The sequence below is a fragment of the Rhizobium sp. CB3171 genome (assembly GCF_029714265.1).
Classification (GTDB): domain Bacteria; phylum Pseudomonadota; class Alphaproteobacteria; order Rhizobiales; family Rhizobiaceae; genus Rhizobium.
Window position 1 is genome coordinate 2,516,521 of record NZ_CP121652.1, and the last position, 15,239, is coordinate 2,531,759.

Here is a 15,239-nt window from a genome sequence, read left to right on the forward strand (position 1 = left end):
GACAATGCTTCACGCATTCGTGCAGCAATGATGCCGATGGGATAAGCTTCGCACAGCAAAATCACGCTAGGTTAGTCACAGAAAAGCTGGCTTCTTTGCGGAGACACACCCATATGTATCGGCGTTGAATGGCTCTGCGCCAACAGATGAAGAACAAATGTCTTTAATGTACCAAGCCGCACTGTCCGAAAGCCCTCGCACGCCCGCGCAGCCGCTACTCGTTTACCTCATCAATATTGATCGAGCGACGGACAGACTGGCGGAAATTAAGCGGCAGAGCGATGAATTCGGCATCAGGATCGAGCGCGTCGACGGCGTCGACGGCGCTCTTTTGCCGCGGGAGCAATGGATCGACGTCGATCACGACCGTTTCCGACGTCGGCACGGCAGGGTCATTTTGCCCGGCGAATATGGCTGCTACCGCAGTCATCTGATGGCGTTGCGCCAATTTCTTGCCGACGGCAGCGAAGCGGCTGTCATCATTGAAGACGACATAGCGCTGGACGGCGATTTCCTCGCCCGTGCCATGGCGGCAAAGGAAGCTATCCCGAACGCCGAGGTCATCAAGCTCGTGAACCATCGCTGGGGCGGCTTCCGCGCCGCGGCCCAAAGCCGCACGGGAGACGTGATCGGCCGCTGCCTTTTCGGCCCACAGGGCTCGACGGCATGCTACCTTGTAACGCGCAGTGGCGCCGAAAAGATCGTCAAGGCGCTCGCGGTCATGTCCCTGCCCTGGGATGTCGCTGTGGAACGCGGCTGGGATATGCACACATCCATCTTCACGACGCGCGCCAACATCGTCGGCTTCAGCCCGCTGCAGCGGAGCACGATGATCGGCTGGCGTCGTGACTATCGTGCCGCGAAATCCGCTGCCTGGCGGCGCGTTCCCGCGCATCTCTTCCGCACATTGGATTTCTTCCGCCGCATCGCCTACGTGCTCACGACGCCGTAGGCAGCGACCCTACCAGGTGGTGATTCGCAACCCGATACGGATCTCGTGCCGCGACAGTGCACCGTCGCGACCCATCGTGCCGCCGGCGCCGGCCGACGCATCCGCCGCCGAATAACCGAACATATCGCCGCCGGCGATATGCGAGAAGCGATAGCCGAGATCGAGTTTCACATTCGGGGCCACTTCATAGGCGACTCCGGCCATCAAAGCATAGGTCATGCGCCAATCGCTTTCGCCGGGATAACGCGCGCTGACCGAAGCAGCACCACCGCAGCCGGAGACACCGTCGACACAGGAGCCGACAGCATTGACGCTGTTCCAGGAAACCCTCGTCGCGCCGAGACCGGCACCGACATAGGGCGTAAAGCCGGCCAGCGTGCCGAGATCGACATAGCCGTTCACCATCAGGCTACCCGCCTTGAAAGAAGAGCGCGCTTTGGTGGAGCAACCCGTACCGGCTGCGCCGCCTGCGCAGGGCGACGCGCTCGAAATCCGGCCATCGAAATCGCCGCTGAAATAGTCGCCGGTGATATCGGCACGAAGCAAGTCGTTGAATTGATAACCAACGCCGAGGCCACCCGAAAAATCGCCGCTGAAGCGGTTGGAATCAAAGCGGCTGGAGCTGTAATCGCCGCTGGTGGGGTCATAAGCGCGGAAGGTTGTGTCGTTGTGGCTGGCGTTGACCGCATAGCCGAGATCGCCCCGCACGTACCAGCCCCTAGCATCCTTGACGCTGACTTCGGGCATCTTGATCTCCGGCGGCAGATCACCCGCAAAAGCAGTGCCCGCAACCGCGCTCGCCATCATCGCGGCCAGCGCAAAAGCGTCGAAACGGATCATTACCCCTCGCCTTCCAACCTCGGGCCGATACCCGCTTTCAAGCCGGCCTGCCCTTGTCGTACCCGCCGTTCTGGCTCTCCGAGAGGAGAGACCGGGCTGAGCCACAGCCATTGTCATTTCATTAACCATAGGGAATTCATGGTTAACGAAGGTTTAAAACGCGGTTGAATTGCTTAACAGCGACAGAAAAAAGTAAAAAGCCGCCCGGACGAACCGGACAGCTTTTCAAGGGCTTGGGCGTGGAAAGGCTTACTTGTAGACCGGCTGCGGCTGGACAGGGATATCGGCCGGCGGCATGTAGCTGGCTGTCTGGCAGCCGCCAAACGTATAGCGGGCACCGAGGCGGGCTTCATGCAGGTTGAGGCCCTTGTCGTAGCCCGGACCGCCGTTTTCCGCATAGCCGAACATATCGCCGCCTTCGATGTGGCGGTAACGATAGCCGACATCGGCCTTGAGATTGCACGAGAGATCGATCGAAGTACCGGCCATCAGCGCATAGGTGAAGCGCCAGCTACCGCGACCATTGTGGGTAACGGTTTCGTCGCAGGAGCTCGAATCGGCGTTGGAGCAGGAGGTATTCTTCAGGTTGCTCCATTTAACGTAAGTGCCGCCAAGACCACCGCCCACATAGGGGGTGAAGATGCCGTAGGTGCCGATATCGACATAGGCGTTGGCAAGCAAGCTATAGGCCGTCAGCGACGCCACATCTCGGGAGGTCGCGGGCACGGCGGTGAAACCAGGTCCGCAGGCTCCGCAATCGCCGCTTGTCGAGCCCTTGAAATCCGACTTGAAGAGATAATCCAGCGTCACGTCCGTGCGCAGGTAGTTGTTGATCTGGTAACCGACACCGCCACCCAGCGTGAAATTGTCATCAAGCTTTGCGCTGTCGAAATCGACAAGGCTGGAATTGGAGCCCTGGAAATAGTTGGCGCCACGCAGATCGGTGAAGGCATAACCGACATCGCCGCGCAGATACCAGCCGCTGGATTGGCTGACGGCAACTTCCGGCGCCGGCTGAGCCGGTTCCGGCGTATAGAGATCGGCCGAAAAAGCGGATGTGCCGACAAAGAGAGCAGCAGCGGCCCCAATCAAAGTTTTCATCATGGCTTTGGCTCCAAATTTATTGCCATTGGCACGGCAAAAGCCTGCCAACCGAAAGACATGATATGGATAATGAATGATAAGGGTTAAAACCCAATTAACTACGAATATTTACTCTATTCAGTCGGCGGATATACTTGACTCTGTACATTAGCGATTCGTAAAACTAGGCGTACGAAACCGCAATGTCTTTGATTGACTTGGCTTTTCCCGTTACAGGAACAGGACACCTCGCGCCGCAGGAAAAGCCAGAGCGCGCGCACCCGGCCATTCTTATATCGCATATCTGGTTCAGAATTATTCGCCCAGGACTTGCTCCATGGAGATGCGAAACGCAATCCGTGGATGATACGGAGCCGGCGCATCACGGCGTTGATCGTCGCTGTCGGATCGCCGACGGCCGCGGAGATCGAGCCTCTCCGCAGGCTTCGCCAAGGTTTGGCGTAACCTTGCTTTCGGATTGGCCTCCACCCAAGTGAGGTAGCTGCCCCAGGCATCAAGATGTTTCCCAGCTTTTAAACCAATTGGCAATAATCGGGCCGCTACCATGACCGCAGCCGGGGGCGCAAGTATGGAGGAAGTCGTTGACTTACTTTCGCAATCTGGGTGCCGGCCTGTGCCTTGCATTTAGCTTTCTGGCGACCGCCGCCCTCGCCGGCCCAGTTCCCACACTGCCGGCCGCAGCGACGAGCTGGAACAAGGGACGAGAGACGGGATTACCCATCCCTCGCTACGTGTCGCTGAAAGCGTATAAAGCGCGTATGCGCGTTGGGCCATCGACGATTTATCCAACCAAATGGATCTATATGAAACCCGGCCTGCCGCTGGAGATCATCGACGAATACGGCCATTGGCGACAGGTGCGCGATGATATCGGCACGACCGGATGGATGCATAGCGCCCTTCTTTCGGGGCTGCGCACGGCGGTCGTCGGGCCATGGCTGAAGACAAACGCGATGCTGCGCGGAAGCCCGGAAACGACGGCCACACTCATCGCTGAACTGCAGCCCGGCGTCTTGCTGTCGCTACGCTCCTGTACCGGCGCTTGGTGTAGCGTCTCCGTGCAGAAGCATTCCGCGAGCGGCTATGTCAGGCAGAACATGCTCTGGGGTGCTTATCCCGGCGAAATGTTTCGGTGATCCTCTTGCCGCGAGCAATATCAACGGCCGCCCCATCAGGCGGCCGCGGATTTCTTGCCGATAACCGACAGCTTAATCAGGCAGCGTTGCGAACGCTCGAGATCACATCGATCAGACCGCCGACGATGCGCTCGATCTGACCACGGTCGTCGCCTTCCGCCATGACGCGGATCAGCGGCTCGGTGCCGGAGGGGCGGATAACGAGGCGGCCATTGCGGGCAAGCTCACTTTCGGCATCGGCGATCGCCTTGCGCACCTGCATGTCTTCCAGCGGCTTGCCGCCGGAAATGCGGACATTGCGCAGAAGCTGCGGCACCGGTTCGAAGCGGCGGCAGACTTCGCTGACCGGCTTGCCGGTGCGCTTGACCGCAGCCAGGATCTGCAACGCCGCCACAAGGCCATCGCCGGTCGTGCCATAGTCGGAGAGCACGATATGGCCGGACTGCTCGCCGCCGACATTGTAATTGTGCTGGCGCATATGCTCGACGACATAACGGTCGCCGACCGCGGTGCGGGCAAGCGCCATGCCCTTGTCTTCCAGGAAGCGTTCCAGACCGAGATTAGACATGACGGTCGCGACGATGCCATTGCCGCGCAGCAACTGGCTCTCGGCCCAGCTCTCGGCGATGACGGCCATCAGTTGGTCACCGTCAACAATCGTGCCGGTTTCGTCGACGATGATGACGCGATCGGCGTCGCCATCGAGCGCGATGCCGATATCGGCACGCACTTCGTCCACCTTCTTCTGCAGCGCGACCGGGCTGGTGGAGCCGCAATTGAGATTGATATTGGTGCCGTTCGGCTCGTTACCGATGGTAACGACATCGGCGCCGAGTTCCCACAGTACGGCGGGCGCGACCTTGTAGGCGGCGCCATTGGCGCAATCGATGGCAATGCGCAGGCCCTGCAGCGTCACATCGCGCGGCAGCGTGCGCTTGGCATGTTCGATATAACGGTCATGCACGCCGTCGACGCGTTTGGCGCGGCCGATGTTTTCCGACTTGGCGAGATGCGCCGTCATGTCCTTTTCCAGCAGATCCTCGATCTTCGTTTCGAGATCGTCGGACAGCTTGTAGCCATCGGGGCCGAAAAGCTTGATGCCGTTGTCTTCGTAAGGATTGTGCGAAGCAGAGATCATCACACCGATATCGGCGCGCAGTGACCGCGTCAGCATGGCGACGGCAGGCGTCGGAATCGGACCGAGAACGAAGGCGTCGACACCGGCTGCGGTGAAACCCGCCACCATGGCGTTTTCCAGCATGTAGCCGGAGAGACGCGTATCCTTGCCGATGACCACTCGATGGCGATGACTGCCCCGATGGAAAATCGTGCCGGCGGCGATACCCACGCGCATGGCGAGATCCGGCGTCATCGGATAGATATTGGATTGTCCGCGGATTCCGTCCGTTCCGAAATAGCGACGTTTCATATGCACTCCCGTGATTGCAGCGTCCCTTTGAGGGACTGCGGCATCCCGTTCTCCTCCCCGGAATTCCATGGGCGGCGCGAACATCGATGCTTGAGGCTCATGCCATAGATTGCAAACCTCGGCACTTAAATTACCAAGAAAACGTATTACAACGCGTTACTGTTAATAAGCACTAAAAAAGGTCAGTTCTCCACTGAAACAGACCGGCCTCCTAGTCTATCGGCGTAAATCGGGTGGCCGTTGGGACGGCAGCGGTTGGAAGCCAGACGACTGAACCGCACTGGCAGCCCGACGTCACACCGATCAACAGCAACGGCCCTGTTTGCCTTGAGCCTGAACAGGCGGGCAAGGAACTGTTCCAAACGAACAGAACACGCAACAATCGCCCGCCCTCGGTCGAAGAACGGCACCGCAGCTTTTGCACTCGTAGAAATATTGGCACGCGTCAGTTGGCATTGTTTCTGACGCTTTGAAGCCGCAGATTGGACAGGTAATCGTTGAGCTGAGGATCACGGATACTTCACGCATAAAGATATCCAATCGTCATTAGGGCAACACCGGTGATGAGATCGCCAGGGAACGGGTTACACACCTGGCGCACGCTCAGCATCGATGCCTCCGCGACATGAATACAGGCAGGGCGATGCGCTGTTCGCTGTCGACACCTCGAGTCACACGTAGCAACCCGCTTTCCCGCTTGAACTTCGACGTTCCGGTCATCACCGGTATCGAACCGTCTCCGTTCGTCACCCCGGCTATCAAGAAAAAGGCCAGCTCCCTGTTAAAAAAGGAACTGGCCTCTTCGTCTACATGTTCAATCGGCTCTGTGCGTCAGCGTGGCTGCGGTTCGAAACCGCCCTCGGGCTCATCACCCTTGGTGCCGAGCGGACCGTCCTTCTTGGCGCCGGTCTTCGGGACCGCCGAGCCGCGACTCGGAGGCGTATCGTCACCGAGATCGCGGGCGGGCTTTTCGCCGCGAATGAGCGCCTTGATCTCTTCGCCGGTCAGCGTTTCGTATTCGAGCAGGCCTTCGGCCAGTGCCACGAACTCGTCGTGCTTGGTGGTGATGATGTCCATAGCCTGTTTGTAAGCCTGGTCGATCAGACGACGAACTTCGTTGTCGATCTTCTGAGCGGTCGCCTCCGAGACATTCTTCGATTGCGAAACAGAGTGGCCGAGGAAGACCTCCTGCTGGTTTTCACCATAGGCAACCTGGCCGAGCTCATCGGAGAAGCCCCATTGCGTGACCATGGCGCGAGCAAGCTTGGTCGCCTGCTCGATGTCCGAGGACGCGCCGGAGGTGATGTTCTCCTTGCCGAAGGTCAGTTCTTCCGCAACGCGGCCGCCCATCATGATGCAGAGGCGCGACACCATCCACTTATAGCTCATCGAGTAGCGGTCGCCCTCGGGAAGCTGCATGACCATTCCGAGCGCACGACCGCGCGGAATGATGGTCGCCTTATGCAGCGGATCGGCGATGGCGACATTGAGCGCCGTAATCGCATGGCCAGCTTCGTGATAGGCCGTAAGCTTCTTTTCCGCCTCGGTCATCGCCGAAGAGCGGCGCTCGGCGCCCATCATGATCTTGTCCTTGGCGTCTTCGAATTCCTGCATGGTGACCAGGCGCTTGTTGCGGCGCGCGGCCATCAGGGCGGCTTCGTTGACGAGGTTCATCAGGTCGGCACCGGAGAAGCCGGGCGTACCGCGGGCAAGCGTCTTCAGATCGACGTTCGGAGCCAGCGGAACGTTGCGGGCGTGTACTTTCAGGATACGTTCACGGCCGACAATGTCCGGGTTCGGCACGACGACCTGGCGGTCAAAGCGGCCGGGACGCAGCAGCGCCGGATCGAGAACGTCAGGGCGGTTGGTAGCGGCGATGAGGATGATGCCCTCATTAGCTTCGAAACCGTCCATTTCGACCAGCAACTGGTTCAGCGTCTGCTCGCGTTCGTCGTTACCGCCGCCGAGACCGGCGCCACGATGGCGCCCGACGGCGTCGATTTCGTCGATGAAGATGATGCAGGGCGCATTCTTCTTCGCCTGTTCGAACATGTCGCGGACGCGGCTTGCGCCGACGCCGACGAACATTTCAACGAAGTCGGAACCGGAAATGGTGAAGAACGGCACATTGGCCTCGCCGGCAATGGCGCGCGCCAGAAGCGTCTTACCCGTGCCGGGAGGGCCGACGAGCAGAACGCCGCGCGGAATACGGCCACCCAGGCGCTGGAACTTCTGCGGGTCGCGCAGGAATTCCACGATTTCTTCCAGATCCTGCTTGGCTTCGTCGACACCGGCAACATCATCGAAGGTGACGCGGCCATGCGCCTCCGTCAAAAGCTTCGCCTTGGACTTGCCGAAGCCCATTGCACCGCGCGAACCACCCTGCATCTGCCGCATGAAGAACAGCCAGACACCGAGGATCAGGAGCATGGGCAGCAGCGTGCCGAGATAGCTCAGGAAGCTCGAGGAGCCATCCGACTCCGGACGGCCGACAATGTTGACGTTCTTGCTTTGCAGGCGATCAAGCAGGCTGTCGTCCACGACCGGGGCATAGGTCTGGAAGGTTGTACCGTTTTCGACATAGCTGCCGACCACGCGATTGCCAGTGACGGTGACGTCACGGACGCGGCCTGAATCAACTTCCCGAAGGAACTGCGAATACGGAATTTCCCTGGAGCCTGTTTGTGCCGGCGCGTTCTGGAACATACTGAACAGAGCAATCAGCAGCAAAGCTATGATTGCCCACAGAGCGAAATTACGAAAATTAGGGTTCATCGAACTCCCCAGCACTGAAACTTCCGCCGCTGAGCGGCGGCATTACTTGATCCCTAACATAGGGTTGCGCCAAGCCCTTGCCAAGGCAAACCGCATCGCCACATGTTTTTTCCGTCAATAACTCTCAAAGTGGCGGCCGAGTATAGGGTTCACGGCCAAAGCAAGTCGCCAACCGATCCGCAAATGTGAGATCGAATCGTGTCAAAAAGCGGTCGAAAGGCGCAAGATGGGGTGTAATTGTGGCCGACACGGTGCTCCGGCCAGCGCCGGCGGTCACCCGTGGCAACACGGCCCGAGCACGCTGCACAGCGCCCTTCGGCAGCCTCTCCGGAAACTCCGCCGCACCCCTCTCCCCCGCCGCTTCGATGCGGATAGTGGCCGGATCGTGATTGACGATCCGGAAGCGGCCATCCCATATGCCATCGGCTCCCGGCGCAAGCACAAGGGGCTGGATGTCGCGGCTTTCACGCATGAGATAAAGCCCGTCCCGGCGCAGGTCGAAGACGACACCGCCCGCCGTACGCCGCCCCGGCTTTCCCTCGCCGATGAAATCCAGGATACGACGCATCCGCTCGCGGCCCGGACCATAGGGCTCACCGCCGAATGCGGCGGCGAGATAGGAGAGCGCATAGGAGAGCACGACCTCATCGACCGCCAGCCCATCGCGGCTGACGACGCAAAGCACGCTCGCATGAACAGTCACATATCTATCCAGCCAGGCGGCGGCTTCCTTCGAGAGCGCCGCGCGAGCCGCGCCATCATCAAGCACAGAGAGCGGCACGACATCCTCCGCCAGGCGTTTGCGCATGCGTACGCGCTCATAGCGGACATCCTCATTGCTCGGATCATCCAACCAGGACATGCCCCGCCGCGTGAGATAGGCGCGGATATCGGCCCGCCGGCAGGCGAGAAACGGCCTGACGATCCAGAGGCGCCGATCGAAGAGCATGGCATCGGCAATGCCGGTGCCGGCAACGCCCTCACCTTCGCTTAAACGTGCCGCGCGCATGGCCAAGGTCTCGCGCTGGTCATCAAGCGTATGCGCGGTAACGACCACGTTGGCAGAGATATCAGCCGCGATATCGGCAAGCAGCCCATAGCGCGCCTCGCGGGCTGCAGCCATGATACCGCTCTTCGGCTTCTCGCCCTCCCAGCGACGAATGATGTGGGGCACGCCAAGCGATGCGCAGAGAGCGGCGACATCGCGCGCTTCACCGGCAGACTCCGACCGCAAACCATGATCGATCGTGGCGGCGGAAAGGGTGATGCTTGAATCCGGGAAGGACCGCAACTGTTCGGAAAGGGCAACCAGCAGGCCGGTGGAATCGCTGCCGCCGGAAATGGCGACCAGAATATGGGCAGGCTTGAAAAGGGAATAAATAAAATCGGCCGCTGCAGCGGCTGGCATCTGGGCCGTGGCAGCAACAGTCACAGCGTCACCGGACATCGCAATCAGCAGGCAAGACGCTTTTGTTCGCTGGCTACCTTGTTGGTAACGGCCTTCGAAGCCTTCGGATAGCGTTTGGTCACTTCGCGCAGCGTTGCGCAGGCCGTATCCTTGTTATCGAGGGCAGCGAGCGACATGCCAAGCTTCAACAGCATTTCCGGCGCCTTTTCGGAGGTGCCGTATTTCTGATGCGCGTTCAGAAAGGTCTTGGCCGCATCATTATATTTGCCTTGCGAATAAAGCGCTTCGCCAAGCCAGAAGTTGGCATCGGGCGCCCGGGCGCTATTCGGGTAGCTGTCGATATACTGGCGGAACTCCTGTTCGGCGACACTGTAGTCGCCGGACAGGACGTGGCCATAGGCCGATTTATACTGATCGTTTTCGCTGCCGAGCGAGGCCGTCTGCGTGCCTGAGCCGGCGGCCGGCGCAGCACCCGAACCGTTGTTGGCGCGCGTCGCCGTTGCGCCGACCTGCTTGCCGCTCTGATCGAACTGGATCGAGCCGAGCTGCGTCGGCGGCTTGCCAGAACCGCCGCCCTGTTGCGCCGTATTCGGCGCGTCGCCACCTTGCGAATCGCTGATTACACCGGCGATGTCGTCCTGTTGCTGACCGCCGCCTGCGCCCTGCGCCGGGGCATCCGCTTCGCTCTTCTTCATCGGGGCCGCGCCGCCGCCAGTCCCAGCCGCACCGCCAGTGCCCCCACCGCCACGCTTTTCAAGCTGCTGGAAGCGGAATTCATTGTCCTCTTGCGTCTTGCGGATCTGCTCCTGCATCTGCAGCAACTGATAGCTCATCTCTTCGACGCGGCCGTTCAACTGGCGCATCTGGTCTTCAAGCTGCTGCAGACGGACTTCGGCATCGCTGTTTTGAACGTTGATGACGGGTGCCTGCCCGAACTGCCTCTGGGGAGCCGCATTGTTCGGAACGGCCTGTTCCGGTGCACTGCGGCCACCTAAGTGAAGTCCGAAAAGCGACAAGGCAGAGGCGTCACGCTCACTACCGGCGACGGCGGCGAGACAAAGTAAGCTCGCCACGACAAGTTTTCTCATACGGATCATCCTGCCCATTGATTCTTCGCGCCCCAGGGCGCGAACAGGAGATTTTTACAATTAATCTCAAAAAGCAACGGAGTTCGGCCAAAGTGTGGTCAAAAAAGTAAAGGCGGCCACGCGGACCGCCTTTGTGCATTTCGGCCGCAAATTCGGCCTATCAGGAGCCGGCGCCGTTGAGCACGGTGACGGCACGACGGTTCTGCGACCAGCAGGAAATATCGTCGCAGGTCGCGACCGGACGTTCCTTACCGTAGGAAATCGTCTTCATGCGCTGAGCCGGAACGCCGCGCGAAGCGAGGTAGTCCTTGGTGGCGGCAGCACGACGGGCGCCGAGAGCCAGGTTGTATTCGCGCGTGCCGCGTTCGTCGGCGTGGCCTTCGACGGTGATTGCGTAGTTCGGATAACGAGCGAGCCACTGAGCCTGACGGTCGAGCGTCTGGGAAGCGTCGGCGCGAATCGACGAGCTATCGGTATCGAAGAAGATGCGATCGCCAACGTTGACCGTGAAATCCTGCGGCGAACCCGGAGCGGCATTGCCGGCGCCATTGAGGCCAAGGCCGTTTGCATCGTTCGGCAAGCCCTTCTTGGAGGCGCAGCCGGCAAGCGAAAGGCCGACGAAAAGCGCGATCATGATCGGGTTGCGGGCGAGGTTCTGCATATGGCCAACGGCCGGGGTTGCGATGCGGCTCATTGCCGGTCTCTCCTTAAGTCTCTATCAGGGTTGCCAGACTGTAACCGGGTTCGGTTAATCCGATTCCAACAAATATGGTTAATGATGTCCTAAAGTTGTCCCGAAGTGGTCCACTCACAGGACTTTGCGGCGACAAAGTGACGCTCGACCGGATCAGCGACTTTTCGAGCCGCCACCCGCCCAAGCTATTCTCTTTGCATGATCTTATTCGATACCGCGTCGCGCTTTTCATAGCGCGAATCGTGGGTTCGGGATCATGCCTGGCCCGCCGCTATTCGAGGAGCGGCGACCAGGCCGGGTCGGAAGCGAAGCCCGGGGTCGGAATCTTCTGCTCGTTGTAGCCCGTCAGATCGATCGAATAGAGCTGCGGACCACTGGAGCCCTGCGGTTCGCGGAAGAACATGATGACGCGGCCGTTCGGCGCCCAGGTCGGGCCTTCATTGTGGAAGCCCGTGGTCAGCAGCCGCTCGCCCGAACCATCCGTCTTCATGACGCCGATCGAGAACGTCTGACCGGACTGCTTGGTGAAGGCGATGAGATCGCCGCGCGGCGACCACACTGGTGTCGAATAGGAGCCGTCGCCGAAGGAGATGCGGTGCTGGTTGGAACCATCCGCATTCATCACATAGATCTGCTGCTTGCCGCCGCGGTCACTTTCGAAGGCGATTTGCGTGCCGTCAGGCGAATAGGAGGGCGATGTGTCGATGGCGGCCGTCGAGGTCAGGCGGGTCGTGGTGCGCGAGCGCAGGTCCATCGTATAGATGTTGGCATTGCCTTCCTGCTGCAGGCTCATGATCACCCGCTGGCCATCCGGCGAAAAGCGCGGCGAAAACGTCATGCCCGGGAAGTTGCCCACCAGTTCACGCTGGCCCGTCTGCAGTTGCAGCAGATAGACGCGCGGCTGCTGGTTGGCGAAGGACATGTAAGTGACTTCCTGCCGGTTCGGCGAGAAGCGCGGCGTCAGCACGAGGTCGCTGCCGTCGGTCAGCATGCGGGCATTGAAGCCGTCCTGGTCCATGATGCCGAGCTGCGTCTTGCGGGCGGTCTTCGGGCCGCTCTCGGCAACGAAGACGACACGGGTGTCGAAATAGCCCTTCTCGCCGGTGATCTTTTCATAGATCGCGTCAGCAATGATGTGGGCGACGCGACGCCAGTTGTCCGGCTGCGCATAGAACTGCTGGCCGATCATCTGCTGGCTGCCGTAGGTGTCCCACAGGCGGAACTCGGCGCGAAGGCGGCCGCCCTCTTGCGTCACTCGGCCGGTTACCAGCGCCTGAGCGTTGATCGCCGTCCAGTCCTGGAAGCGCGGCGTGGCATCCGGATTGCTGATCTTCTCGATGAAGGCCTGCTTGTTGACCGGGGCGAACAGGCCGGACCGCTGCAGGTCGGCGGCGATGACGCCCGAAATCTGTGCACCAAGGCCATCATTCGACAGAAGGTCGGTAATGGCGATCGGCATCGGCTGGACGTTGCCCTTGTTGATATTGAGTTCGACCACAGCATAGGCCGGAGTGGCGAGGGCTGCCGTCAGGCCTGCCAGCACCAGCAGGAGACGAACGAGGGATTTTCTGATCATATGTGCCAAGCCTTTCAGCATTAAAGCGCCATGTCGCCCGATGTGAAGTTCAGTATGACTTCCACCGAGCTAGTTTCATTGTCGAATTGAGTTTGCGGCAGGTTCTTGAAAGGTGCCGCCCGAAGGACAGCACGCACAGCGCTTGCCGCAGCAGCAATCTGCGTCTTTTTGGGGCCACCCCTTGTCGTGACATACGGCTCGCCGGCGATCTGCCCAGTGCGATCGAGCCTGATGCGAATCCGAACGTGGACATTCTTTATGCCGGGCAGCCCCGGTACGAGGTTCCAGTTCTCCGCGACTTTCTCGCGAACACTCTCTGCAGCCGCTCGCTCAAGCTGACGCGCGCCAGCAGCATTCGCCGGCTGGGCTAGCACGGAACCTGCCAGTATGATCCCAAGAGCCATAAGCAAGCTCAGGCCGAAACGGGGACAGTGGTTCGTCATCACATCCCCATATCCGCTGCGCTGAAGTTGACGACGACTTCTTGCCAATCTTCATACTTATCTGCCGGCAGAATTTTTAGGTAATCCGACTGCGCCCGCTGCACGGCACGCACCGCAGCTCCCTGCATGGCGGCCTGCGTCGAAGCCGGTCCGCCGCTCGTCGTCGCCTCCGGTTCACCCACGATCTGCCCAGACTTGTCGAGTCTGAAATGGACTTTGATCTTCACATCGCCTGCGCCTTCCATACCCGGCATAAGGTTCCAGTACTTGGCAATCAGGTCACGCAGACCGTCCTGCTGGCTCTGGCTGAGCTTGCCACCACCAAGCGATTTCTTGCCACCAAGTGAAGCAACCTGGGTGTCGGCGCCAGCGGATGCCGATTGCGAGGAGCGCTTAGCGCCACCGCCCGAAGAGGACTTATTGAGCATGGCACTGATTTGATCGGCGTTGAAATCGCTATCCGGCGAATTCGCGCCCTTGGCGGTTTCGCGCTTTTTGTCGCTATCCTTCTTACCATCGTCGGCAGATGTATTCTTGCTGGTGCTCTGCGTCGTCGTCTTGTCCGTGGGCTTGGTTAATGGCTTCGCGTCTGCCACCTGTTGTGGCTTCACCACAGGCTTTTGCTCCGGCTTCGGGTCCGGCTTCGCCTCGGCAGTCTTCGGCGGCTGCACCGGCTGCGGCTTCACATCGGGAACGGGAACCTTGTCCGCCGGCGGCTGGGCTGCCTGCTCAGTCGGGTTTTCGGTTACGGGCTTCGGATCAGCTTTTTGCGGAGTCGGAGTCGGCGTGGGTGTTGGGGTCGGCGCAGGCGTGACCTCGCTCTTCTGCGGCGTCGGCTCCGTCTTCTGCGGCGTGGGGGTGGGCGTCGGCGTCGGTGTTGGGGTCACATCCGGCTTCTGCTGCGGAACAGCAGCCACTTCCTTCGGCGCGGCTTCCGTATCCTGCTGCTCGATCGTCTTGACATCGTTCGGCCGCGGATCGTCCTTCGGAACGGGAATATCGGCCTTCTTCGGCGCAGCCGCCGCATTCTCATCCTGCGGGCGCTGCGTCGGCACAGCTGGGTTCTTCAGGTCAACATTGTTGTCGCCAACATTCTGGGCATTGGCGACCTGCGTCTGCTTCGTCGTTTGCTTACGCGCAGCGTGATCCGTCACCGGCGCATTCTTTTCACCCTGCTGAAGCTGATCGGCGGGGACGATATCGACGTCCATCGCCGTGCTCTCCGGCGTCTCCAAAGGCGCAGGCGCACTCAGCGTCAGCATGGCGCCGATCAGCACCAAGATGTGAATGACGGCAGATGTGGCGATGCTGCGCTTCATGTCGATCCGTCAATGGTCCGTTATCTGCTGCGTAACCAGGCCGATATTCTTGTAGCCGGCCTCCTGGATGCGCGACATGACGTCGGCGATGACGCCATAGGGCGCTTTCCCGTCGCCGCGTACGAAAATGCGTTCATTGTAGCCGGTGGTCGCGATCGCCTTCAGCTTGGCGGCAATGTCGGCCGCTTCGATCTGCGTTTCCTGCAGGAAGACCTGACCGTCCTGCTTGATGGAAATGGTGATCGGCTGGGTCTGGGCGTTCAATGCGCCGGCCTGCGTTTGCGGTAGGTCGATCGGCACGCCGGATGTCATCATCGGCGCGGCCACCATGAAGATGATCAGCAGCACGAGCATGACGTCGACCAGCGGCGTCACGTTGATATCGGCGATCGGACCGCCTCGGCCACCGCCGCGACGCCCGCCCCGGCGGCCACCGCCGCCACCCTTGCCTCCAACAGACATTGCCATGTGATTT

The 15,239-nt window shown here is 60.3% G+C and carries 14 protein-coding genes; 2 read left to right on the forward strand and 12 right to left on the reverse strand.

The genetic code is table 11. The features are described from left to right. Positions 1 to 157: 157 nt before the first annotated feature. Positions 158 to 952 (forward strand): glycosyltransferase family 25 protein, encoded by a 795-nt coding sequence (locus QA648_RS12300; RefSeq protein ID WP_283047194.1) that lies wholly within the window; start codon positions 158 to 160, stop codon positions 950 to 952. 9 nt (positions 953 to 961) lie between these two features. Here the strand turns inward: QA648_RS12300 and QA648_RS12305 are convergent, their stop codons facing one another. Together QA648_RS12305 and QA648_RS12310 are read right to left on the reverse strand one after the other, a co-directional pair. Beyond that, positions 962 to 1,792 carry an outer membrane protein gene (locus QA648_RS12305; RefSeq protein ID WP_283047196.1) on the reverse strand — a complete coding sequence of 277 codons (831 nt, stop codon included), beginning with the start codon at positions 1,790 to 1,792 and terminating at the stop codon, positions 962 to 964. 249 nt (positions 1,793 to 2,041) lie between these two features. After that, positions 2,042 to 2,896 carry an outer membrane protein gene (locus QA648_RS12310; RefSeq protein WP_104824136.1) on the reverse strand — a complete coding sequence of 285 codons (855 nt, stop codon included), beginning with the start codon at positions 2,894 to 2,896 and terminating at the stop codon, positions 2,042 to 2,044. Positions 2,897 to 3,477: 581 nt separating this feature from the next. Between QA648_RS12310 and QA648_RS12315 the strand changes: the two genes are divergently transcribed. Beyond that, the gene (locus QA648_RS12315; RefSeq protein WP_283047198.1) at positions 3,478 to 4,032 is read left to right on the forward strand and encodes an SH3 domain-containing protein; all 555 of its coding nucleotides are present in this window, start codon (positions 3,478 to 3,480) and stop codon (positions 4,030 to 4,032) included. A gap of 76 nt (positions 4,033 to 4,108) precedes the next feature. Here the strand turns inward: QA648_RS12315 and glmM are convergent, their stop codons facing one another. The 10 genes from glmM to tolR all read right to left on the reverse strand — a co-directional run bounded on the left by glmM (position 4,109) and on the right by tolR (position 15,232). Then, positions 4,109 to 5,461: a phosphoglucosamine mutase gene (glmM, locus tag QA648_RS12320; protein WP_104824139.1), complete on the reverse strand. Its 1,353-nt coding sequence runs from the start codon at positions 5,459 to 5,461 to the stop codon at positions 4,109 to 4,111. A gap of 303 nt (positions 5,462 to 5,764) precedes the next feature. Next, positions 5,765 to 5,989, reverse strand: a complete 225-nt coding sequence (locus QA648_RS12325; RefSeq protein ID WP_283047200.1) for a GDCCVxC domain-containing (seleno)protein — start codon at positions 5,987 to 5,989, stop codon at positions 5,765 to 5,767. 303 nt (positions 5,990 to 6,292) lie between these two features. Continuing rightward, positions 6,293 to 8,236 (reverse strand): ATP-dependent zinc metalloprotease FtsH, encoded by a 1,944-nt coding sequence (gene ftsH, locus QA648_RS12330; RefSeq protein WP_104824141.1) that lies wholly within the window; start codon positions 8,234 to 8,236, stop codon positions 6,293 to 6,295. A gap of 124 nt (positions 8,237 to 8,360) precedes the next feature. Continuing rightward, positions 8,361 to 9,683 carry a tRNA lysidine(34) synthetase TilS gene (gene tilS, locus QA648_RS12335; protein ID WP_283047203.1) on the reverse strand — a complete coding sequence of 441 codons (1,323 nt, stop codon included), beginning with the start codon at positions 9,681 to 9,683 and terminating at the stop codon, positions 8,361 to 8,363. 5 nt (positions 9,684 to 9,688) lie between these two features. Continuing rightward, complete coding sequence (gene ybgF, locus QA648_RS12340; RefSeq protein WP_104824143.1) at positions 9,689 to 10,732, reverse strand: tol-pal system protein YbgF; 1,044 nt, start codon at positions 10,730 to 10,732, stop codon at positions 9,689 to 9,691. A gap of 160 nt (positions 10,733 to 10,892) precedes the next feature. Further along, the gene (gene pal, locus QA648_RS12345) at positions 10,893 to 11,426 is read right to left on the reverse strand and encodes a peptidoglycan-associated lipoprotein Pal (RefSeq protein ID WP_104824144.1); all 534 of its coding nucleotides are present in this window, start codon (positions 11,424 to 11,426) and stop codon (positions 10,893 to 10,895) included. A 271-nt stretch (positions 11,427 to 11,697) separates the two neighbouring features. After that, on the reverse strand, positions 11,698 to 13,002 hold the full coding sequence (gene tolB / locus QA648_RS12350) for a Tol-Pal system beta propeller repeat protein TolB (protein WP_283047205.1): 1,305 nt from the start codon (positions 13,000 to 13,002) through the stop codon (positions 11,698 to 11,700). Positions 13,003 to 13,022: 20 nt separating this feature from the next. Continuing rightward, positions 13,023 to 13,406, reverse strand: coding sequence for a hypothetical protein (locus QA648_RS12355; protein ID WP_283047206.1), 384 nt, complete (start codon positions 13,404 to 13,406; stop codon positions 13,023 to 13,025). A 38-nt stretch (positions 13,407 to 13,444) separates the two neighbouring features. Beyond that, positions 13,445 to 14,764, reverse strand: coding sequence for a hypothetical protein (locus QA648_RS12360; RefSeq protein ID WP_283047207.1), 1,320 nt, complete (start codon positions 14,762 to 14,764; stop codon positions 13,445 to 13,447). Positions 14,765 to 14,773: 9 nt separating this feature from the next. Next, a complete protein-coding gene (gene tolR, locus QA648_RS12365; RefSeq protein WP_028754561.1) occupies positions 14,774 to 15,232 on the reverse strand; it encodes a protein TolR in 459 nt (152 codons plus the stop codon). Between the last annotated feature and the right edge of the window lie 7 nt (positions 15,233 to 15,239).

Bases quoted from the DNA above. Each gene is read 5' to 3' on its own strand.
- glmM (WP_104824139.1), bottom strand. From the start codon at position 5,461: ATGAAACGTCGCTATTTCGGAACGGACGGAATCCGCGGACAATCCAAT.
- QA648_RS12355 (WP_283047206.1), bottom strand. From the start codon at position 13,406: ATGGCTCTTGGGATCATACTGGCAGGTTCCGTGCTAGCCCAGCCGGCG.
- tilS (WP_283047203.1), bottom strand. From the start codon at position 9,683: ATGTCCGGTGACGCTGTGACTGTTGCTGCCACGGCCCAGATGCCAGCC.
- pal (WP_104824144.1), bottom strand. From the start codon at position 11,426: ATGAGCCGCATCGCAACCCCGGCCGTTGGCCATATGCAGAACCTCGCC.
- QA648_RS12300 (WP_283047194.1), top strand. From the start codon at position 158: ATGTCTTTAATGTACCAAGCCGCACTGTCCGAAAGCCCTCGCACGCCC.
- ftsH (WP_104824141.1), bottom strand. From the start codon at position 8,236: ATGAACCCTAATTTTCGTAATTTCGCTCTGTGGGCAATCATAGCTTTG.
- QA648_RS12310 (WP_104824136.1), bottom strand. From the start codon at position 2,896: ATGATGAAAACTTTGATTGGGGCCGCTGCTGCTCTCTTTGTCGGCACA.
- tolR (WP_028754561.1), bottom strand. From the start codon at position 15,232: ATGGCAATGTCTGTTGGAGGCAAGGGTGGCGGCGGTGGCCGCCGGGGC.
- QA648_RS12360 (WP_283047207.1), bottom strand. From the start codon at position 14,764: ATGAAGCGCAGCATCGCCACATCTGCCGTCATTCACATCTTGGTGCTG.
- ybgF (WP_104824143.1), bottom strand. From the start codon at position 10,732: ATGAGAAAACTTGTCGTGGCGAGCTTACTTTGTCTCGCCGCCGTCGCC.
- QA648_RS12305 (WP_283047196.1), bottom strand. From the start codon at position 1,792: ATGATCCGTTTCGACGCTTTTGCGCTGGCCGCGATGATGGCGAGCGCG.
- tolB (WP_283047205.1), bottom strand. From the start codon at position 13,002: ATGATCAGAAAATCCCTCGTTCGTCTCCTGCTGGTGCTGGCAGGCCTG.
- QA648_RS12325 (WP_283047200.1), bottom strand. From the start codon at position 5,989: ATGCGTGAAGTATCCGTGATCCTCAGCTCAACGATTACCTGTCCAATC.